The organism is Raoultibacter timonensis (assembly GCF_900240215.1).
Taxonomy (GTDB): Bacteria; Actinomycetota; Coriobacteriia; order Coriobacteriales; family Eggerthellaceae; genus Raoultibacter; species Raoultibacter timonensis.
The window spans coordinates 2,557,288-2,577,938 of record NZ_LT964679.1 but is presented as its reverse complement, the minus strand read 5'-3'; the positions used below and the strand labels follow the sequence as shown (position 1 = coordinate 2,577,938).

Here is a 20,651-nt window from a genome sequence, read left to right as displayed (position 1 = left end):
CAGCGTTCGTTCTCGGCGCCTGCCGTCTGTGGGCGGCGGGCGTGAGGGGGGATACCATGAGACACAGGGAATACAACGGACTTACGGCTCTTGTCTACTATCGGGGAGGAGTGCTGGGCGAAGGGGAAATCGAGGATCATTCGCCTGGAGCGCAGGGAGAGCCCGAGCGCATTTTGCTGGGCAGCGGGGAGGTTCCGCGCGGTGTGAGCGAAGTTCTTTACGATATGGAAATCGGGGAGGAGCGCACGGTGGTCATTCCTTTCGAGAAAGCATATGGGCGGCATGATCCTGCAGGGGTTCAGCGATATCCGCGCACGTTCATCCCCGGCGGAGGCGAGCTGGAGATCGGAACCGTTTTCTCATGGCGGCATCCTGTATCGGGCAAAAACGTGCCTGTTGTATGCACGGAGGCGACAAAAGACGTTGTGACCATCGACTTCAACCACCTGCTTGCAGGCAAAGACCTCGAGTACTGGTTCAAGTTGGTCGATGTTGTCGACGATGCCGGCGTTTCTGTTGTCGAGAAAGGGCAATAGACCCATGTGCTATCCATGCACCCAGTGCGGTGCATGCAAAAAATACGAGAGCGACTTGTTCGTACTGTCTCGGGAACCCGTTACAACGTGCCTTGCTTGCGGCAACGTATTCGAGGCCAAACTGGGGAAATGCCCTTCGTGCGGAGAAGAGCTTGCTCGTCCGGGCAAACGAAAAGGTGCCCGTCCAGAGTTGCCCGACAGAATAAAGCGGTAAAGCGTTGCGGCCAAGGTGTCGCAATCGGAAAACAACCATCGTCCAAGGAGGTATTGCCATGTGTTTTAGGCCAGCAGCGGTTGAGATCAAAAAAACCTGCACCGAATGCGGAACGGAAAACGAGTCTTCGGCAACGGTGTGCGTACAGTGTGGGGCAGAACTGCCCGCCAGCGCATTCGGTGCGCCGGGGTCGCCGGGGTCGCTGGGATCTCCAGGTGCTCCCGGAATGCCCGGCGCGCCGGGTGCACCCGGCGCGCCCAAAGCTCCCGGCGCACCCGGAGCCCCCAAAGCTTCAGGCGAATAGCAAAACGCCATTACGTGATAAGCCCCGTCCGGCGCAAGCCGAGGCGGGGCTTTGCCGTGCGTCCGATGCGATGGCATTTTATGCGGGAAGCTGTCGCCGCGGTTAGTGCAATGAGGATTTCTGACCGGCCGGAATCGTTTCTGGGGCGGGGTCTTCTGCGTTTTCGACAAGATTGATGAGTTCTTGCTGAGAGTGAATGTCGAGCTTGCGGTAGATGTTGTGGATGTGGGCTTTCGCCGTACTGTTCGAAATAAAGAACTTATCGGCAACGTACTGGGCGTTGCGTCCGCGTACCAACATGCGAAACACCTCCTGCTGGCGAGCGGTCAGTTCGTAGTGCTCGATGACGCGATCGATTTTGCGTTGCCACAGCGCGGGGCGACTCTCGTTCTTCAGGAGGCTAGAGCTCGCTTCTGCCAGGTCGGCGAGCGACTCTCCGCTCGGGTAGCTGTCCTGGAACACGTAGCTGCTGCACCAGATAATGAGCAAGAGCGATCCGAAGCAGATTGCGGCAAGCGGAATTGGCTGTTCTTGGGCGAACGCCCATTCGAATCCAAGATACCCGATAAAGGCGCCTGAGAAATAGTACGCAAGGCTGATGCCGAACACCCAGTAAGGCGATATCTGATTGAAGCGCGCTACTTCCCCCATGGCCGAAAAGCAAACGATGGTATCGAAGGAGAACGCGAGAAACAGGTATGCGCCCAGCAGTTGCTGCACCCATTCGGGGACGAAGGGCAAGGGGGCGATGGCGACGAACGCCGCTGTGGAGAAGATCCTCAACAGCGAATGCTCGGATATCTTCTTCCATTTGAACAGGTCGATAATGCTGATCAACCCGGCAAGGGCGATGGGCAGGGCGAAATGAAGGGGTGCAGCCACGGTGGGATGATAGGGCTTTGCGATGAGACAGAAGGCAATCCCCCAGATAAACCCGGTTACCGCTGTGGTGAACAAAACGGTGACCGAAAAGCGATGGCTTTTACGCGATGCGGCGAGATCGGCAAACGAAAAGGTGCCCTTGTTCACCTTGAGAACGCAAAGATGCAACGCGGTCAGCAGGGGCAGTATGATCGAGATGGCGAACATGGCCGTGTCGTTCAGCGTTGCGGCGATGGCGATTACGGCGGATCCGACAAGAAACGCTGCCGATAGCTGGCAGATGCGCTCCTGGTGATCGTAAAACGCCAGATTCTTCCCAAGGATCAAGAAGAACGTTACGCAACCCAGAAGCGAGAGGAAACCGCCGAAGGCAAACAAGATGGAAGCAGAAGGTATTTCGAGCAGCATCGCTCCAATCGCGCACAGGACGCAGGCGATAACAGAGAGTCTCGCCGGTCCAATTCTGTCGAGCCTGTCCGCCAGATGAGCGCAGAGTACAAAAATGATGACGAACAGTATGCCGACAGCGGTAGCGTAGGGAAGGTAGAGGCCGGTCATTTCTTCGGTATGCCTGAAAAAAAGCAAAGCGAAGTAGGCAAGGAAACATGAGGTTCCGAAAGAGCGCTCAAAGCTTCTCTGGATGCTCTGCGCGATCATATGACCCCCTTTCATAATGATTCGCTGCTCCTGTTTATTCTACCTGCCTCATGAGGAAAATCGCTGAGGATTCTTTTGGCGAGCTACCCTGTTTTGCTGGGGTTTCTTTGAAATAAACCTCTAGGGTCTATGAAAAAACGCCCCGATTTTCGCGAAGAGACCTTATCGGATAATGCCGTTTTCGGCTCTGGGCGCTATCTTTCGTGCCATGAGAGGCGGGAGGTTTTCGAGACTGCCATTATCGGGCAGCGTCAACGGGGGCGGTCGAGGCAATCGGTGCTTTCGGCTGGAACTCCGCCTCCGGTTTCGGCAGATCGAGAGAAAGCGAGGAGCTATGGCGAATTATCAGGAATTCCTTGATGGCATCGACCGTGCAGCTTACCACGAGGGCGAGCTTACATGGGAAGAGGACGGGTTTACCGTTACGCGCACCTACCAATACTCACCTCCGGGCTGCCATGACAGCTGCGGTGTTCTGTTCTATGCGAAGGACGGGAAGCTCGATCACGTCGAAGGCGATCCCCTGAGTCCTTTCACGAACGGCAAGCTATGCATGCGCTGCCTCGACCTGCCTGAGATTGTGAACCACCCCGATCGCGTACTCTATCCCATGAAGCGCGCGGGCGAGCGCGGCGAGAACAAATGGGAGCGCATCACGTGGGACGAAGCCTACGATATGATCGAAACCAAGGTGAAAAGCATCCGCGAAGAGTACGGGTCGGAATCTATCGTTTGCGTGCACGGTACCGGCCGAAACGTGAACTGGCTGGTTCCTCTTTTCGGGCAGGCTGCTCTTCAGACGCCGAATATTTCTACGCTGTTCTTCACGGGCTTTGCCTGCTATATGCCACGCGTGTGCGGCGCGATGGCCCCGCTCGGGGACTTCCCGATCGCCGATGCCGCCGTGGGTCACGAAGACCGCTATGTCGATCCGTCGTTCAAGGCGCCCGAGGTCATCGTTGTTTGGGGAAATGAACCGCTTGCCTCCAACGCCGACGGCTACATCGGGCACTGGCTTGTGCAATGCGTCCAGATGGGGTCGCGCATCATCTCGATCGACCCGCGCCTTACCTGGTGGGGTGCCCGCGCAGCGTACCATTTGCAGCTCAGGCCTGGCACCGATGCGGCGCTCGCGTGCGCATGGCTCAACGTCATCATTTCCGAGGGCCTTTACGATCACGAGTTCGTCGATTGCTGGACGAGCGGACTCGACGAACTGTGGGAGGGCATCAAGGATATGACGCCCGAATGGGCAGCACCTATCACGGGGCTTTCCGCCGAGGACATCACGGCATCGGCGCGCCTGTACGCTTCGGGCAACAACTCCGCCATCCAGTGGGGGCTCGCATTCGATCAGCAGATGAGCGCCATGGCTTTAAATCTGGCGGTATGCGACCTCATGGCAATATGCGGCAACATCGATCGACCTGGAGGCAACATTCTCGTACGCAACTCCTTCGAGATCAACGCCGGCTATGCATCGGGTGAAGATTTCACGCCGCAATCTGCGAAGGACCGTAAGCTCACCATCGCCCGCGGCACGGGCATCACGGGCGGCGAATTCATTGCTCATGCTTGCACCGACGGTATTCTTCACTGCATCGAAGCTGGTGAATTGCCCGACGGCGAACCGTACCCCATCAAGATGATCTGGTTCCAGAGCTCGAACTCGCTTGCGTGTGCGGGCATGGATGCCCCCCGCGATTACGAAGCTCTGAAGACGGTCGACTTCATCGTGAACGCCGATCCCATCCTCACGCCGCTCTCGGTGGCGGTCGCCGACCTCCTGCTGCCCGTGGCGATGAGCTGCGAACGTAATTCCGCGCGCACATGGTGGACGCCGGTGCGCACCATATACCGCGCCGTCGAACCTGCAGGCGAGGCGAAAACCGACGAGCAGATCGTCGTCGATCTGATGCCGCGTTTGAACCCCGAAGCCGCCGAGGCGTTCGGATGGACGAAAGACACCGACATCGCGGATTGGTACTTAGCGGGCGGCGACGGCAAAAAACACGGAGCATCATCGAATGTGAAGGGCAATATTTCCGAGAAGGCTAAAGGCGGCGTTGGCATGTCGTTCCAAGAGCTTTCCGAAAAGGGAGGCTACGCTTACGACGATTGGAATCATACGTACGAGAAATACGCCAAGGGCATGCTTCGCGACGACGGTAACCCAGGTTTCTCCACTCCTTCGGGACGCATCGAGCTCGCCCCCTACACGTACCGCGTCTGGGGTCTTACGCCGACGCCGTTTCATACCGAGCCGCCCGAGGGCCCGGTTACGACTCCCGAGCTCATGGAGGAGTATCCGCTCATCCTTTCGTGCGGCGGCCGTTCGTTCGAGTTCTTCCATTCCGAGCATCGCCAGATGCCCACCATGCGCGAGTTCCACCCGTTGCCGCTTGTTATGGTGAATCCCGTCGACGCAGAAAAATACCGTGTCGAAGACGGGCAGTGGGCGTGGATCGAGAACGGCCATGGCCGCTTCAAACAGGTCGTCAAGGTGACTCCTCGCGTTGCGCCCGGGGTTATTCATGCTGAGCACGGCTGGTGGTTCCCCGAACAGGAGGCCGCAGAGCCGAGTCTGTTCGGAACGTTCGACTCCAATCCCAACAATTGCACGCGCGCCTTTGAGACTGGCGAGGGGGGCATCGGTACGAACATCAAGTCAATGATCTGCCGCATCTATCCCTACAGTGCGGGCGACGAGCTGCCGGGTGAAAAGGTTACGCGCAAAGGCGGTTGGGGCGATTACACCGTTGGTGCCATGTGCGGAAGCAAAGTCGATTAGCAACAACGTGCGGACGGGTGCACCGTTCGCTTGACGAGCCGTTTCAAACGGCTGACGAGGAGGATCAATGAACGGCATTCTGATCAACTACGAGTACTGCACGGGCTGCCACTCCTGCGAGGTCGCCTGCAAGAAGCGCCTGGGCCTTCCCGAGGGGGAGTTCGGCATCAGGCTCACCGAGACGGGTCCCTGGGAGTACGCGGGGAAGTCCGGCGAGGACAGGTGGGAGTGGTCGTGGGTCCCCGTGCTCACCAAGGCCTGCGACCTGTGCGCCGACCGCACGGATGCGGGCAAGATGCCCATGTGCGTGCAGCACTGCCAGGCGTGGTGCATGTACCACGGCGAGGTGGGCGAGCTCGCAAGGAAGATGGACGGCGAGACGCGTTGGGCGCTGCTCACGCCGCGGCTGGCCTAAGCAGCCACAGACGGGACTGCCGAAAAGGGGTATGTTCGGCAGTCCCGGTGGACATACCCGAGTATTTCGAGGCGTGCGGGGAAAGGGGGAAAGCGTACGCATGCACATTCGGATCACTGAGGTAAGGAGGTTGAAATGAAACAGAAGGTATATCCTTGGCTTATCGTTGTTGCGTGGGCGTTCATTTCGGCGGGGTCGATCGAGCTCATCCTCATCGGCGGGTCGAATTTCTTCAAGGCTGTCTCGGACGGCATCGGCTCACCCGTAAGCGCCATTGCGCTTATGATGACCGTGTGCACTATCACGCTGACGTTTGCCGCCCCGCTTGCAGGAAGGTTGTTTCCAAAAATCGATTCACGTATTTTGCTTACGGCGATGGCGGTTATCGTCATTGTGGGGTATGCGCAGTTGAGCTTTGGCCAAGCGTCGTGGCAATGGTGGCTTGCGGGATTTCTCTATGGTGTTGGCGGCAGCGGCATCTTCATCATTGGCGCACCGATCTTTATTTCTAACTGGTTCCAGAAGCGCACCGGTTTCGCAGTAGGCTTGTACGGCATGCTGCTCGCGATCCTGTCGGCCATTTTGAATCCAGTCATCGCCGCCGTCATCTCTGGAGTTGGTTGGCGGACGGCGTACTTGGTGCTTGCCGTGGTTGCTGCTGTCATGATCATCCCGTGGACGCTGTTCGTCGTGCGATTCAAACCCGAGCAGCTTGGCCTCAAGCCCTATGGGTACGTCGAAGGCGAATCCGTTGCCGCCGAGAATCAAGATGAGACGGGTCCTGGCGTTCCGTACAAGAAGGCCCTGATCTCCGTTGCGTTCGTTGCTGCCGTAATTGCTGCTGGCGCCATGTGCAATATGGGCGGTTTCAAGAGCAACTGGTCGAACATCGCGCAGTCGGAAGCATGGGGCTACGTTGCCCTTCACGGTGCCGACTGGGCTTTGATGTTCGGCGCTACCATGATTTCATTCACGACGGCGGCAAAGTTCTTTATGCCGGTCATCGGATGGGTCATCGACAAAATTGGAGCCATCAAGACGAACATTTTGACGTTGGCGTTGATTTTCGTTGGCTTTATGGGACTGCTGTTCTTCCATGACGTCGAGGCTATCGTGTTGGCGTCGTGCTTCCTGATCGGCTTTGAAAGCGCGAATATGAAGATGGTTATTCCTTTGGTAATACGTGAGCTCTTCGGCGCAAAAGACCATTCGAAGATATACTCGACGGCTTACGGCATCGCGAACTTCCTCGGCGCGTTCGCTACGTCGTTGATCGCCTTCGTCGGCGAGACAACCGGTTCGTTCGACTCCATTATGGTACTTGGTGCCGGTTTGGCTGCCGTGTCCATTCTGGCGATCGTTGTTGCGAAGGCGACGGCCAAGAAACTCGTATGGGAAGACTAGACCAACTCTCGGCGGCATTCTGGTACCGAGGCTTGCTCGGGCAGTAGAGGGTCCCGGGAAGAACAGCTTGCATTAGGCGGGTACGGACAGGCATCGTGCCCGCCAAACCGAAATCTCGATTGGACGGATGAGAAACGCCTAGGAGGAAGGGCGAGTTCATGATCGTGCTATCAAATGTGCTTACCAAGCAAAACATCGGGATTGCCGCTGCGGCGCTTTTCCTGACAACATCGCTTTTCGTGCCTGGTTCCGAAGCTCTTCCCCGCGAAGGTGTCCTTATGCTGGGCGTGTTCGGGATGGCGGCGATATTGTGGATATGCGAGTCGCTGCCCGTCGGGATAACCGGTCTGCTTGCTTTGACTTTGGCTACGATGCTCGGCATCGCACCGCTCAGTGAAGCGTTTTCAGGGTTTGCCACGCCAACGATGTTCTATCTGCTTGCGGCGTTTTCTTTGTCGGCCGTTTTAGGCAAAACGAGCTACGGAATGCGGCTCGTCGTATTTTTGATGAAGAAGACGAAAGGTGATTCAAAGCTGATTGTTCTGGCATTCATGTCAGCTGCTGCGTTGCTGTCGAGCGTTATGTCCGACACGGCGGCGGTTCTCATGTTCATCGGCTTCGCTAAAGGCGTGCTCGACGCGCTCGGTTGCAAGCCGAAGGAGAGCAACTTCGGACGATGCCTCTTCATCGGGCTGCTCTATGGGTCGATCGTGGGTGGTTTTGCGACGCTTGCCGGTGGGCCGAACAACATGGCGGTTCTCCAGATATCGGGAATAAGCGTGACGTTCTTCGACTGGATGAAGGTCGGCGTTCCCGTTACGCTTGCTATGCTGCCCGTGTGCTGGTTTTTCCTTGTGAAAGCGTTTCCGCCTGAGCATTTCGAGAGAGAGCAGATCGCGGTTATCATTGGGAAAACCGAGGGTGCCGGAAAGACCACTGCCCACGAGAAGAAAGCGTTGGCATTTGTCGTCATGATGCCGGTGCTGTGGATTGCGGGAAACTGGATTGCCGTTCTCAACGTGACCGTTGTCGCTTTGCTCGGTCTGGTTGCGACGTTTCTTCCTGGCATTAAGCTGCTTACTTGGAAGGAATATCAGGAGTCGGTGCCATGGGTTGTTCTCGTCATGGTGGGATCCATCTTCTCCATGAGCGGTCTTATGGTCAGCACGGGCGTTATCGATTTTATCGGATCGGTCGTTTCGGCTACGGGAATGTTCGCCTTGGCGTTTCCGCTTGCCTTGCTCGTGTACCTGCTGTTTGCGTACGGAGTTTTTACCCTGTGTCCTGTTGGGGGAGTTTGGGAAGCCTTGTTCGTTCCTGTACTGGTCGGGTTTTGCGCCCAATCGGGCATGTCTCCTACGATAGCGCCCTTCGCTATCCTGTTCGCATTCGGGGGCAATTTTCTGCTGCCTATCAATCCGCTTAACATGTATGCATTTGCTTACGGGTATTTCAAATTCGGCGACTTGTTTAAGGCGGGTATTGTTCCCGCGCTGTTCCTTATTGTGCTCGACGCGTTCTGGACGCCGTTCATCGTGGGCGTTCTAGGCATATAGCCGGCGCCGATACTGCGCCGAGCGAGGCACATGACCAAGGGGGTTCTTCCGTGTTGAAAACGCATAAGGGCGGCAGCAAGGATCCGTGACCGTGCGCGGTTCGAACGGGAATTCAACAAGACGAAAGGAAGTGGAGCGAATGGCCGATTACCAGGAGTTCTTGGATACCATTGATCGTGCGGCTTACCACGAGGGCGAGTGGCAGTGGGAAGAAGACGGATATACCGTGACGCGCACGTATAACTACTCTGCCCCGGGATGCCATGATTCGTGCGGCATCCTCGCCTACACCAAAGACAATAAACTTGTGAAAGTGGAGGGCGATCCGCTCGACCCCTGCACAAATGGGAAGCTGTGCATGCGATGCCTCAATTTGCCGGAGGCAACCAACTATCCCGATCGTTTGAAGTACCCGATGAAGCGCAAGAGGGAAGACCGCGGCAACGTGGACGCCTTTGAGCGCATTTCGTGGGACGAAGCGCTCGATATCATCGAGGACTGGATCAAGACCAATATCGACGAGGCTGGTCTTGGCAGGGAGTCCATTATGGTGAACCATGGGACAGGACGTAACATCAACTATCAGGTTCCGTTTTTGGGCGGTGCATGTCTGCGCACGTCCAATGTGGGCGCGATCGGGTTTTCCGGCTATTCGTGCTATCTGCCCCGAGTGTGCGGTACTGCGGCTCCTATGGGCGATTTCCCTATTGTCGATGCATCGATGGGCCATCCCGATCGGTACAATAATCCCGAATGGGTGCATCCCGATGTTCTGGTGGTATGGGGGTGCGAACCTCTGCGTTCCAACGCAGACGGCTATATCGGCCACTGGCTTGTGCAGTGCGTGCAGATGGGTACCAAGATAATCTCGATCGACCCGATTCTCACCTGGTGGGGGGCACGCGCTACCCATTGGCTCGACCTTCGTCCTGGCACCGATCTGTGCATAGCGTTGGCCTGGCTGTACGTCATTACCCAAGAGGATCTCATCGACCACGAGTTCGTCGATTGCTGGTGCGCATACTATGACGAACTGAAAACCTATCTTGCCACTCCGAGCGAGAATAACGATGGTTTGGGGTATACGCCCGAGTGGGCATCGAGGGTAACCGGTGTAGACGAAGAAACCATCGTCGCTTCTGCCCGCATGTACGCCAACGCTCCGCGTGGCGCCATCCAATGGGGCTTGCCGTTCGATACCCAGGTCGACTCCATGCATGCATGTTTGGCCGTCTCCGATTTGATGGCCGTATGCGGCAACATCGACCGCCCCGGCACCAATCTGCTGGTGCGCAACGCCTTTGAAATCAATCCTGGTTACGCAACTGCAAGCATGTACGCCGATCCCGAGGCTGCCGCCAAAAAATGCACGTACAAAACGCTACAGCAGCTGCAAGGCAAAGAACCCAAGGCCGAGCCGTTCATCGGCATGGCCGACTGCGACGCCATGTGCTACGCGATGGAAACGCAGCAGCCTTATCCGATGAAGATGCTCTGGGTGCAAGGGTCGAATACGTACACGTGCAATGGGTTGGACACTGCCCGCATATACCGCAACATCATGAATTTCGAGTTCATTGTGGTAGCTGATCCGTACATGACTCCCACTGCGGCGGCGTTCGCCGATATCCTGCTGCCTTTGAAGATGAGCATCGAACGCGATTCGATGCGCGTATGGTGGCAGCCTCTGCGAGCCATGAAGGCGGTCACGACGTTTGGCGAGTGCAAGTCGGATGAAGAGATCATCGTTTGGCTTGGCAACCGTCTGAATCCCGAGCTGTTCAGCAAGCGTTGGCCCGACATCGATCACTTCATTCAGGACTACCTGGACACCGGCTTCAACCTTATCAACGAAGACGGGTCGGGCCTGAAGACTGCGGGGCGGAACAAGGCCGGCGCCGATGTGGTGGCCGATGCCCATACCGAGTTTTACCGCAAGCACGGTGGCACAGGTACGTTTATGGATCTGGTTCAGCAAGGCGGCTATGAGTACGACGAGTTCAACGATGAGTACGAAAAGTATGCAAAAGGCATGCTGCGTTCAGATGGAACGCCTGGTTTTGCCACTCCCTCCGGTCGTATCGAACTCATCTCACCCACCTTCCAGGCGTGGGGCATCGATCCGTGGCCGAAGCACTACGAGAGTGTGGCTCAATCCATGTGGACGACCGACGAAGAGTACCGCAAGGAGTATCCGTTCACCATCATCAACGGCAATCGCTCCTACGAGTTCTTCCACTCTGAGAACCGTCAGCAGAAAACCATGAGGGAATTCCATCCGGTTCCGTACGTACAGGTTTCAAAGCAGACTGCCGAAGAGTACGGCTTGGCTGAGGGCGAATGGATATGGATCGAGAACCATGTTGGTCGCTGCAAGCAGTGCGTGAAGATCAACCCAGCGCTCCAGCCTCACTACATCGTGGCCGAACACGGTTGGTGGTTCCCTGAGGGGGATGGCAACGCCCCCAGCTTGTTCGGGTCGTTTGACTGCAACATCAACAACCTCACCTATTCCTTTGAAACCGGTGAAGGCGGGATTGGAGCGCCGTACAAGAGCATCGTCGGCCGCATCTACAAGGTTAAGGATGGCGACACGCTCCCAAGCGTTCAGATTCTGGAGAAAGGCGGTTTCCGCGAGATTCCGCCGTGCGGCGTAAGCTAAGGAGGATCAATGAACGGCATTCTGATCAACTACGAGTACTGCACGGGCTGCCACTCCTGCGAGGTCGCCTGCAAGAAGCGCCTGGGCCTTCCCGAGGGGGAGTTCGGCATCAGGCTCACCGAGACGGGTCCCTGGGAGTACGCGGGGAAGTCCGGCGAGGACAGGTGGGAGTGGTCGTGGGTCCCCGTGCTCACCAAGGCCTGCGACCTGTGCGCCGACCGCACGGATGCGGGCAAGATGCCCATGTGCGTGCAGCACTGCCAGGCGTGGTGCATGTACCACGGCGAGGTGGGCGAGCTCGCAAGGAAGATGGACGGCGAGACGCGTTGGGCGCTGCTCACGCCGCGGCTGGCCCGATAAGTGTTCTGCGATAATGATATGACGAGCGGAATCGCTCGGTAATGGGTGCGAACGGGGGCTGCGCTTCGTCGAAGCGCAGCCCATCCCGACCGCTAAGGAGCTCATATGACCGAAACCAAAAAAGCCTCGATTCTGCTTGCGCTGGCGTATGGAGCGAGCGATGCGGTTAACCGCGATGTCGATGCGTTCGAGGTATTTTATGCGAAGAACTTCAAAGACGAAGCGCTCGCTAAGCTGGAAACCAGGGAGCGTTCGCGTTATCGGATTTTCGTCATCGCCTTCATCGTAGGCGCACTGCTTCTTACTCTACCAATGTTCGTCAACCCCTCGTCGATTTTTGCAGTCATTCTTCTGAGCATGGGGTGCCTTCTTTTGGCGGCAGGTCTGTTTTCGATATACCGGATGGCTACGGTGCGACAGCGCTGCATTCGAAATTTCGATAAGCTTATGGGAGATGAGTTTGCGGCGACTCGTTCGGTGACCAAGCGCGTGTTCGAAGTTCGGTTTACCGATTCCGATGTTACGGTGAACTTCGGTGCGCAAACAGCTATAAAACAAACGAGAACCAAGCGCTATGAAGAGATAGCAGGCGTTTACGCGACCGACGAGCTTGTGTTCGTCAAGGGGCTGACGTGGATGGCTCGTTTCCAGATGGAAGATGAAGGCTTCCGGCGGGTATGCGCTCTTCTTGAGGACAAATGCCTGGATCGATACCACGATTGGACGGGTCGGGCGATATAAGCGTGTCGTGCCTCGAGTTTTGGATCCTTGTCGGACGTGATCGGGTTGTTGTCAACGTTCGTCTTCGTTTTCGCGGGATCTTGTCTGCGGGCGGTTACCCTTCGAACAGCTCGCACACGTCTTCCTTGGAGTGCACGCCGAGCTTGGCGTACAGATGCCGTGCGTGGGTCTTCACGGTATTCTGCGACAGGAATAGCTCCTGCTCGATCTCCATACGGCTTTTTCCCTGCGCGATGAGGCCGAGGATTTCCGCCTCCCGTGCGGTGAGCCCGTACTCCCGAGCAAGCTGCTCGCAGCGCGTGATGAGCTGCTCGCGCGGACCGGGAACGTGAACGCTGTCCTCGAGGCTGATGCCCGAGGCTCCCCAGTCGGCGTTAACCGAACGTTCGCTCATCCATATGAGCGTGCAGATGAGCAGCAAAACGATTCCCCCGATGGCGATCGCATAGAGGAACAGGTCGCTGGAAGCCAATTCGGTCCGTTGAATCTCTCGGCGAAGCGATACGCCGATGAACATCGCCGCCTCGCTCGTGGCGCGGGCGATGGCGAACAGGCGCAGACTCGGCACTTCGAAGCGGTAGGCGATGTGGGCGAGCATGAGCAGCACGAAGAAGGTGAACCATACGTAGGCGAGCTTGATCAGAAACGAAACGGCATAGGCCCACACCGGTCCCGCAAAGGGGATGAACGCAAGGGCGACGATGCCGACGGGCAAGCCTATTTTCGCCAGGAAGCGCACGTCGCACCGCTCGCGGCGAACGAACACCATGGCGAGGATCACGATGCCTGCGAGCCCCGTCGCCATGACGCGGTGGATCGCTCCGGTGCCTTCGGCGCTCGGCAACAGAGAGCCTGCAAGACCCGACATGAATCCAGCGAGAGCCATGAGCAAAAGGAGCTTCCACGGCAAAGGAAAGCGAATTCCGGTCGGCCGGGATTTTTCACGGGGAACGCTTTTGAGGCTCAGGACAACGCAGCCGAACGACACGGCGGGAAGCAGCGATGTTGCGATGATGGCGTAGGGTTCCTCCATGGTGCCGATGACGAACGAGACGACGGCCGCAGTGATGCAGGACAGCGCGCCGTAGACGATGGTTTGCATACCGCTCATCTGGCAGTAGGTTTCGGCCCAGAGGCAGAACAGTACGGCGCCGCCAATAGCGGTCGCGAACGATATGGCGGAGACGATCGTCTCGGACGCTTGTCCGGGTATGAGCCAGAGCCCGATTGCCGCCGTTCCGATGGTGGTGAGCGCTACGGCGAGCGTGCAGAGAGCAAGCCGTTTGCCGAGCGGCCCGATCCTCGAAGCGATGAGCGCAAGGACGAGAAACGTTGCGATATCGCCGAATCGCATCCCCGTGTCGAAGGTATTGCGGAGTACGGGCTCGTCAACGCTTCCGGGAAAGATGCTGACAACGTGGGTGCAGCACAGCCATGCGATGAGAACGCCCATGCCGAGATAGCGGGCGGGTAGGGGTCGAGCGCCGATGGCTTCGTCTTCGGTGGATTGATCTTCGGGCGCAAGCGCTCGCGCCACATCGCTTGGTTTCACGCGCGCCTCCTTCCGACGGGTGCAATCGGTTTATTGTACCCCACTGTGTGGCATCGCATCGGTACAAGGCTTTTGAACTGGAAGAATGCGGGGTGATCCAAGGGGTGAACCGCAATTCACCCCGAGCGCGCCACGTTCACCCGCGACAAGCCCGTGCGCCTGCGACATGATGGCAACGCACCGAAGGAAGGTGCACGCCGCACGGTTCAAAAGCGATGCGGTTTGATTCAATGGGAATCTTTTCGGAGGGATCGACATGACGAAAGAAAANTCCCCCTGTTTTTCCTATAACACTATGGAGATGGTAAAAAGAGAGGGCCGGCCAACCGCCGATGAGACGAAGGAATGCGATATCGCGATTGTAGGCGCCGGTGGCGCAGGCATGTGGGCGGCCGTGGAGGCGGTCCGTGCGGGCAAGAGCGTCATCGTGGTCGAGAAGGGCGGCAACGTAGGCGTTGCGAACGGCTCGCTTGCCGGCGGCCCGTTCATGGTCGGTTCGAAACTGCAGCAGGAAGCGGGCATCGAATTCACGGTCGAAGAGGCTTTCAACCATATTATGGAATACGGCCACTGGTCAACGAACGCCGCGGCCATCAAGCGCGCTGTCGAGCTGTCGGGCGAGACGGTCGATCAGTTTACCGATGATTTCGGTGTGCCGACGGGTCTTCGCCCCGACAACTACGGCGCCGGTCACGCATCGGTGCGCGCTAACTTCCAGGGCGATACCGAAAAGCAGGTGCGCGGCGAGGATCGCATGAAGCCGTTGCAGGAGTTCATCGAGGGCAACGGTGGCGAGTTCATCTTCAACACGGCGGGCAAGCACCTTATCGTGGAGAACGGTATCTGCACCGGCGTGCAGTGCGAGGGCGATTCGGTCATCGATGTGAAGGCCAAGGCCGTCATCGTCGCGACGGGCGGCTTCCTCGGCAGCACCGAGAAGATGCTCGAGCACTTCGGTACGTTCGTGAACCCGCTCGGCAACGTGCTTTCCGTAGGAGAGGGCATCGACATGGTGCAGGCGGCCGGCGGCCAGCTTTCCACCCAGTGGGGCATTGCCGGCAACGAGTTCACCGGTTCCAACCAGAAGGCCAACGGCCTCTACGAGCGCAACAACGCGGCGTTCACGATCGGCATCTACGGAACGATGCTGGTGAACAACCAGGGTCGCCGTTTCTCGAACGAGGGCAAATTCGCGAATCTGCCGTTGGCGCTCGGTGGGGCGATCTCGCTTGTGGGCGGTAAATACTACGCCGTGGTCGACCAAGCCTACATCGACGGGCTTGCCTCCGGCACCGATGCATGGACGTTGTGCGGTTCCGACGAGATCAATTGGCGCACGGGTATGATGACGCTCAAGGACAAGCCGCTCGAGAAGGTCGAAGAGGGCATCGAAGCGGGAATGGGCGAAGGCTGGGTGTTCAAGGCCGACACGATCGAGGCGTTGGCAGAGGCTATCGGCGCGCCCGATCTGGCGCAGACTGTCGAGACTTACAACGGCTACTGCGAAAACGGCGTTGACGAGCAGTTCTACAAGCCCGCTTGCTTCTTGCAGCCGATTGCGACCGGTCCCTTCTACGCGATGCAGTATGAGCCGAGCGCATGGGTGACCATCGGCGGCATCCGCACCAACGACCGTCTCCAGGCAATCGATTCCGAAGGCCTGCCGATCGCGGGCCTGTACGTGGCCGGCGCCGATAACGGCACGCTCATGAGTGCTCCGTACTGCGATTACGAAGGCTACTCCCTCATGTGCGCCTATTGCGGCGGTCGCATGGCCGGCATGTACGCGGTCGAAGAGATCGAGGCGTAAACGCACATCCGATTATCCCGATGAAGCGCGCGCATCTCCTCCCTCCTTCCCTCATGCGCGGCGCTTCCTGTAAAACGATCGCCCGGCGGCTTGTGCTGCCGGGCGATTTTGCGTGCCGAACTCGCATGGTGCGGGTAGTAAATACTTTCTAGTCATTCTCCAAACCCTTGAAGGAAGTTAACCGCATCTGCGAACATTTCAGGGGTATGCAAGGGAAGAGGGATTCATGGAAAGCAAGGCCATGCCAGGTGACTATTCGCTGTTGGAGCGTGCTCTATCGTTGTCTTCCGAGCAGGCGCAAACGCTCGAATCCCTGTCTTGCGCTTTAGGGGAGACGGTCGAAGACGCTTCCATTTACTGGTTCGTAGCTAACAAGCTGCGCAGATCCCAGGGCCATTATCTGCCGGTTCCGTTCGATGCGGTTATTGGCGAGGGCGGCAGCGGAGCCCCGTGCTCTTCGGACAACTGGTATTCCCTGACGTGGAGGCTTGGTAAGCTTCTGGAGAAATTTCAGGTGAACGAAGGCCTTGCGGTTCATTACACGAGCATCCTCACCGACCCCGAGGGCGGGCACTACGAGCTTAACCTCGCTGCAAGCGAAGTCGTTTCAGCGGTTTGCCTGGAAAACGTTTCGCACGATGTGGAGCAAATGAAGCGGGTCTGCGTTCACGCGTGCGAGCCTGCCAACGGCATCGAGCTCCTCGTTTCGAATGCAGGGAAAGTCCTTTTGAGCGTCGAGGAATATCGTGAAAAGCGGATAACCGCTTCGTTTATCGAATCGCTGTATGCGAAGCTCGTCGAAGGCATCTCCATCAAGGAGGTGCGCGAAGCGGAGGGCCACGAAGCCAACACCGTTGAGGAGCTGCGCAAAAGAGCGCTCAAGGCGTTCTGTGCGCACCTTTGGCCGAGTGAGAACGAACGAGCTATGGTTGAAAACGGATCGTACGACAACGCCGAGTACAAGACCCAGGGCCATGTTGCGGGCGAATTTTGCGGCAACGTCGATTGCGGCAACCATGCTCTGATCAATGCGCTCATCGCGTTGCATTATTTCAAGACCTTCCGTCTGTTTCCCGCAGGCAATAATGTGCTCGCTTACTTGATGTACTTTCTCATCCTGCACCGTGCGGGTTACCACTTTTCCGCCCACGTTCCCGTTATCAAACTGCTGTACGCACGCGACGAGCATTCTGCGGGAGTGCGAGGGCTTTCCCGCGAACCGGAAGAGCTTTCCGTCGAGTGCGACGGGTGCAGCGACTGGACGCGGTTCTTCGAGCGTGCGGTGGAGGCGATCGTCGATGAGCAAGGTTGGACCATCACCAAGCTCGATGGCATGGGGCGTCGGCGCGAGCGGTTTCGCATTATCATCGATTCCGATGAGACCATGAACTTCAGGCAAAAGGAGGTGCTGCTCGAGGCCTCGCTGCACAGCAACGCCGAGTTCACGTACGCGATTCACGAGCAGCGCTACGACGTCTCTTACCCCTGTGCCCGCAGCGATTTCGCACGCCTTCTCGATATGGGCTTTCTCAGGCAACACGACGACGGAATCCGACATTTCTTCGTTGCATCCGATAGCTTCGGCCAGACGTTTCTCGCGTATCTGAAGCAGCATTGCTCGCAGGCGTTCCATCGGTACTACGACGAAGACGGGCGCTTGCGCGACGAGTTCAAGAGTGCCGATGCGGCTGCTTGCGAATACAACAAAGACATAGGTTTTTACGAGAAGTCGCTGTTGGATAAAACCTACATCGAGCACTACGACTTTCGCCGTGCTCCCATTGCCGACTGCGATGGACCGCGAAGGCGCAGCAGCTTGAACGGCTAGCGGCGGTTTCGCCGCGGCGTACGACGGTTGGGGTAGCGTCGGGCGCCGCGAGAGAACATCGAGGCGATAGAGGAAGGAACAACGAAAGAGAAAGGAGGATCGGGGGTTTCGCTTTTCACACAAAAGGAGGATCAATGAAAGACAACGAACAAGAGCGGCCGGACGTGCGCTCGCGTAGCAAAGCGAAAGCAATTATCGTTCTGCTGTCGGTTGCGTTGGTCGCCGCGGCTGCAGTTTGGGGATGCAGTCCCCAGGCGTCGACCGACGAGCCGAAGTCTACCGACACCAAAGCAGAGAGCGCCTCAGGCGCCAAAGCCGACGATTCCGCCGTGGACGAGCTTGCCGCGTACAGCGGTTTTCCCACGGAAGGCCGCTTCGTAGACGGAGTGGCTTCGCTTCCCGATTTCTACAAGAATGCCGAGAAGAACGAGGCGAACGCAAAGGCCGAAGCACCGCGTCGCTACACCGATCGCAACGGGTTTACGGTGCAGCCGGTTCCTTCGGATCCTGTGAGCTGGAACAACACGTACTTGAACGCGGACGCCCGCGGATGCACGTCGTGCCATACGCTGGAGAACGCTCTCATGAGCCTGCCGACGTACCATCGCCTGATCTTCTTCGGCTATCCGACGGAGCAGAGCTATCAGAACTGCATCGCGTGCCACTCCGATTCCTATTCGGGCATCAAGCTGGCCGACATCATCCACACGACCCACTTCGGCAGCCAGATGTTCGCCGACGACAACGGCGATTGCCAGTCGTGCCACTACATCAACCCCGATACCGGCAACTTCGACCGGTGGGACGAAGTGAAGTACAACCTGTACAAGGGCATCACCGATGTGACCGCCGATGATCTCGAGGCCGACATCACCTACGACCAGACCACCATCACCCCGGCCGAGAACCGCATCTTCAAGACGGTCAAGGACGAGCCGAGCGAGTGGCTTACCGACGATTCGAAGGTCGACCAGTCGATCTTCGACAACTGGGTCATCTCCATCGACGGCGATTGCGAGAACCCTGCCGAGATGACGCTTCCCGAAATGGTCGAGCAGTTCGGTACCGTGAAGCAGGTCATGAAGATGGATTGCACCATCAACGGCGTCGGTCAGGCAACCATCATGCAGAGCGAAGTGGAGGGCATTCCGCTGTCGGCCATCATCGACTACGCGAAGCCGAAGGCCGGAGCCAACACGGTGAGCCCCATCGGATCGGACGGCTACGACTACGCCCAGATGAGTATCGACTGGCTGCTCGAAAACGACGCGATTATCGTGACCAAGATGGACGGCGAGATGCTGCCCAACACGCAGGGCTATCCATGCATGATCTGGGTGAACAAGACTTCGGGCGGCAATTTCACGAAGCGCATTTCCAACTTGACCTTCATGACGAAGGCCGAGGAAGATCTCGACAACCAGCTCTACATCGGCCAGTTCACCGACGATAAGACCGGCGAGATCTACTCCAAGCCCAACTCCGGCATCCTGAACTATCCCACCGGCGTCGTGCTTTCAGGCGATGAGGCCAAGACCGTGCATCTCGAAGGATTCGCCGACGCATGGGACGAGCCGATCAAGAAGATCGAGTACTCCTTCGATCACGGTGCCACGTGGACCGTGCTCGACACGCCCGACAACAACGCCGACAATTGGACGTATTGGCGCATGGACTTCACGCCGCCTGCGGCTGGCGCTTACCTGCTCGACATCCGCACCACCTCCATCACGCCCGAAGGCGCGGATCGGGTCTGCCAGTACAACACCCAGTTCATGTTTACGGTAGAGTAGGGGGAACCACTATGAAGAAAACGACGCAATACGGTCGTACCACTCTCTCTGCCGTCGCGGGAATCACCATGGTCGTATCCATGGTCGCCACCCCGGCCGTTGCTATGGCCGACGATGCGGCGCAGGGCGCGGCGGAGCCGCTGGGCGGTACCGAGGTTCAGGCGAACAGCGCAACGGTCGGGAGCGCGCAGGTTACCGAGGCCGAGGTTGCGGGCGAATTCGCCTTCGACCAGACCACCATCACTCCCAACGCGGTGATCAAGGCCTTCTTCCAGAAGGCGACGCAGGCGATATGCGGCGCTTCGACGAGCATCGCGGCCGACAATCCGCTCGGCTGGCAGCTGTCGGTTTCCGGCGACGTGCAAAACGCGTTCACGGCTACCGTGGGCGATCTCGCCAACGAGGAATCGGTCAACAAGGTGATGACGTGCACGTGCGGAGGCAACCCCGCAGGCGGCCGCGCCATCATCACGGCCGACGTGAAGGGCATCCCGATCGACGCCCTGCTTTCGCGCGCAGGCGCCGAGCCGGGTGCCAACGCGCTGACGTTCGTCTCCGCCGACGGCACCGAGATGACGCTGCCGCTCGCCTACGTGATCGGGCGGCATGCGGTGCTCAGCTACGAGATCAACGACGAGGACCTTTCCGCTTCGGTTGGCGGTAACAACCAGCTCTGGATGATGAAAACGCCCGCGAACTATTTCGTGCGTGACGTCGTCGAGGTGGTGGTGTCGACCGAGGAGGTCGCACCTGAGGCTCCCGGAGTCAACGACGAGCACCCCAACAGTCCCAACGCGGGCGTGCTTGCGGGAATCCAGGAATAAGGAGCCGATATGATCGCCCCCATGCAGGTCGAAGTAGGGAAGCCGGTGACGTTTTCCGGATACGCCGAGGATTACGGCAAACAGATCGTGGCGGTGCAGTTTTCGCTCGACAACGGCGAGCACTGGACTTCCTATGATGTTTCCGAGTCTGCTTCGGAGCTATGGGTTCATTGGACGTTTGCGTATACGCCCGAAAAGCCCGGGTTCTATCGCTTGCTTGTTCGCTCGGTGAACAGCGATGGGGATGAGAGCCCCCTTGCGGATGTGGCGGAATTCACCGCTGCGTAGGACGGGCGGCAATGCAGGCTCCGGTGCCTTCGTT

At 58.1% G+C, this 20,651-nt stretch carries 16 protein-coding genes; 14 read left to right on the top strand and 2 right to left on the bottom strand.

The features are described 5' to 3' along the window. Nucleotides 1–56 precede the first annotated feature (56 nt). Both C1722_RS11150 and C1722_RS17880 read left to right on the top strand, forming a co-directional pair. Nucleotides 57–536 carry an FKBP-type peptidyl-prolyl cis-trans isomerase gene (locus C1722_RS11150; protein WP_102379634.1) on the top strand — a complete coding sequence of 160 codons (480 nt, stop codon included), beginning with the start codon at nt 57–59 and terminating at the stop codon, nt 534–536. A 272-nt stretch (nt 537–808) separates the two neighbouring features. Continuing rightward, the gene (locus C1722_RS17880) at nt 809–1,054 is read left to right on the top strand and encodes a zinc-ribbon domain-containing protein (RefSeq protein ID WP_102379301.1); all 246 of its coding nucleotides are present in this window, start codon (nt 809–811) and stop codon (nt 1,052–1,054) included. Between the two features lie 102 nt (nt 1,055–1,156). On the opposite strand, the gene C1722_RS11140 is transcribed toward C1722_RS17880, so the two are convergent. Then, the gene (locus C1722_RS11140) at nt 1,157–2,593 is read right to left on the bottom strand and encodes a helix-turn-helix domain-containing protein (RefSeq protein WP_180995164.1); all 1,437 of its coding nucleotides are present in this window, start codon (nt 2,591–2,593) and stop codon (nt 1,157–1,159) included. A gap of 334 nt (nt 2,594–2,927) precedes the next feature. Here C1722_RS11140 and C1722_RS11135 point away from each other — a divergent pair, with 334 nt between their 5' ends. The 7 genes from C1722_RS11135 (at nt 2,928) to C1722_RS11105 (ending at nt 12,522) form a co-directional block, all read left to right on the top strand. Continuing rightward, nucleotides 2,928–5,384, top strand: a complete 2,457-nt coding sequence (locus tag C1722_RS11135) for a molybdopterin-dependent oxidoreductase (protein ID WP_102379299.1) — start codon at nt 2,928–2,930, stop codon at nt 5,382–5,384. A gap of 67 nt (nt 5,385–5,451) precedes the next feature. Beyond that, on the top strand, nt 5,452–5,799 hold the full coding sequence (locus C1722_RS11130; protein ID WP_102379298.1) for a 4Fe-4S dicluster domain-containing protein: 348 nt from the start codon (nt 5,452–5,454) through the stop codon (nt 5,797–5,799). A gap of 135 nt (nt 5,800–5,934) precedes the next feature. Continuing rightward, complete coding sequence (locus C1722_RS11125) at nt 5,935–7,203, top strand: MFS transporter (protein ID WP_102379297.1); 1,269 nt, start codon at nt 5,935–5,937, stop codon at nt 7,201–7,203. A 158-nt stretch (nt 7,204–7,361) separates the two neighbouring features. After that, nucleotides 7,362–8,759 carry an SLC13 family permease gene (locus tag C1722_RS11120; protein ID WP_102379296.1) on the top strand — a complete coding sequence of 466 codons (1,398 nt, stop codon included), beginning with the start codon at nt 7,362–7,364 and terminating at the stop codon, nt 8,757–8,759. A gap of 139 nt (nt 8,760–8,898) precedes the next feature. Then, nucleotides 8,899–11,421 carry a molybdopterin-dependent oxidoreductase gene (locus C1722_RS11115; protein ID WP_102379295.1) on the top strand — a complete coding sequence of 841 codons (2,523 nt, stop codon included), beginning with the start codon at nt 8,899–8,901 and terminating at the stop codon, nt 11,419–11,421. Nucleotides 11,422–11,430: 9 nt separating this feature from the next. After that, nucleotides 11,431–11,781 (top strand): 4Fe-4S dicluster domain-containing protein, encoded by a 351-nt coding sequence (locus C1722_RS11110; RefSeq protein ID WP_102379294.1) that lies wholly within the window; start codon nt 11,431–11,433, stop codon nt 11,779–11,781. Between the two features lie 105 nt (nt 11,782–11,886). Beyond that, complete coding sequence (locus tag C1722_RS11105) at nt 11,887–12,522, top strand: hypothetical protein (protein ID WP_102379293.1); 636 nt, start codon at nt 11,887–11,889, stop codon at nt 12,520–12,522. A gap of 94 nt (nt 12,523–12,616) precedes the next feature. Here the strand turns inward: C1722_RS11105 and C1722_RS11100 are convergent, their stop codons facing one another. After that, nucleotides 12,617–14,074, bottom strand: coding sequence for a helix-turn-helix transcriptional regulator (locus C1722_RS11100; RefSeq protein ID WP_102379292.1), 1,458 nt, complete (start codon nt 14,072–14,074; stop codon nt 12,617–12,619). Between the two features lie 256 nt (nt 14,075–14,330). On the opposite strand from C1722_RS11100, the gene C1722_RS11095 reads away from it, so the two are divergent. From C1722_RS11095 to C1722_RS11075, 5 genes are all read left to right on the top strand, one after another. Beyond that, the gene (locus C1722_RS11095; RefSeq protein WP_102379291.1) at nt 14,331–15,884 is read left to right on the top strand and encodes an FAD-dependent oxidoreductase; all 1,554 of its coding nucleotides are present in this window, start codon (nt 14,331–14,333) and stop codon (nt 15,882–15,884) included. Between the two features lie 226 nt (nt 15,885–16,110). Further along, nucleotides 16,111–17,712: a Fic family protein gene (locus tag C1722_RS11090; RefSeq protein ID WP_102379290.1), complete on the top strand. Its 1,602-nt coding sequence runs from the start codon at nt 16,111–16,113 to the stop codon at nt 17,710–17,712. A gap of 134 nt (nt 17,713–17,846) precedes the next feature. Continuing rightward, nucleotides 17,847–19,505 (top strand): molybdopterin-dependent oxidoreductase, encoded by a 1,659-nt coding sequence (locus C1722_RS11085; RefSeq protein ID WP_102379289.1) that lies wholly within the window; start codon nt 17,847–17,849, stop codon nt 19,503–19,505. A gap of 11 nt (nt 19,506–19,516) precedes the next feature. After that, nucleotides 19,517–20,329, top strand: coding sequence for a molybdopterin-dependent oxidoreductase (locus C1722_RS11080; RefSeq protein ID WP_102379288.1), 813 nt, complete (start codon nt 19,517–19,519; stop codon nt 20,327–20,329). A gap of 9 nt (nt 20,330–20,338) precedes the next feature. Beyond that, nucleotides 20,339–20,617, top strand: coding sequence for a molybdopterin-binding protein (locus tag C1722_RS11075; RefSeq protein WP_102379287.1), 279 nt, complete (start codon nt 20,339–20,341; stop codon nt 20,615–20,617). Nucleotides 20,618–20,651: the final 34 nt, after the last annotated feature.

Coding starts and splice junctions, on each gene's coding strand:
- C1722_RS11125 (WP_102379297.1), top strand. CDS start 5,935: ATGAAACAGAAGGTATATCCTTGGCTTATCGTTGTTGCGTGGGCGTTC.
- C1722_RS11080 (WP_102379288.1), top strand. CDS start 19,517: ATGAAGAAAACGACGCAATACGGTCGTACCACTCTCTCTGCCGTCGCG.
- C1722_RS11135 (WP_102379299.1), top strand. CDS start 2,928: ATGGCGAATTATCAGGAATTCCTTGATGGCATCGACCGTGCAGCTTAC.
- C1722_RS11115 (WP_102379295.1), top strand. CDS start 8,899: ATGGCCGATTACCAGGAGTTCTTGGATACCATTGATCGTGCGGCTTAC.
- C1722_RS11120 (WP_102379296.1), top strand. CDS start 7,362: ATGATCGTGCTATCAAATGTGCTTACCAAGCAAAACATCGGGATTGCC.
- C1722_RS11090 (WP_102379290.1), top strand. CDS start 16,111: ATGGAAAGCAAGGCCATGCCAGGTGACTATTCGCTGTTGGAGCGTGCT.
- C1722_RS17880 (WP_102379301.1), top strand. CDS start 809: ATGTGTTTTAGGCCAGCAGCGGTTGAGATCAAAAAAACCTGCACCGAA.
- C1722_RS11110 (WP_102379294.1), top strand. CDS start 11,431: ATGAACGGCATTCTGATCAACTACGAGTACTGCACGGGCTGCCACTCC.
- C1722_RS11140 (WP_180995164.1), bottom strand. CDS start 2,593: ATGATCGCGCAGAGCATCCAGAGAAGCTTTGAGCGCTCTTTCGGAACC.
- C1722_RS11150 (WP_102379634.1), top strand. CDS start 57: ATGAGACACAGGGAATACAACGGACTTACGGCTCTTGTCTACTATCGG.
- C1722_RS11105 (WP_102379293.1), top strand. CDS start 11,887: ATGACCGAAACCAAAAAAGCCTCGATTCTGCTTGCGCTGGCGTATGGA.
- C1722_RS11075 (WP_102379287.1), top strand. CDS start 20,339: ATGATCGCCCCCATGCAGGTCGAAGTAGGGAAGCCGGTGACGTTTTCC.
- C1722_RS11130 (WP_102379298.1), top strand. CDS start 5,452: ATGAACGGCATTCTGATCAACTACGAGTACTGCACGGGCTGCCACTCC.
- C1722_RS11085 (WP_102379289.1), top strand. CDS start 17,847: ATGAAAGACAACGAACAAGAGCGGCCGGACGTGCGCTCGCGTAGCAAA.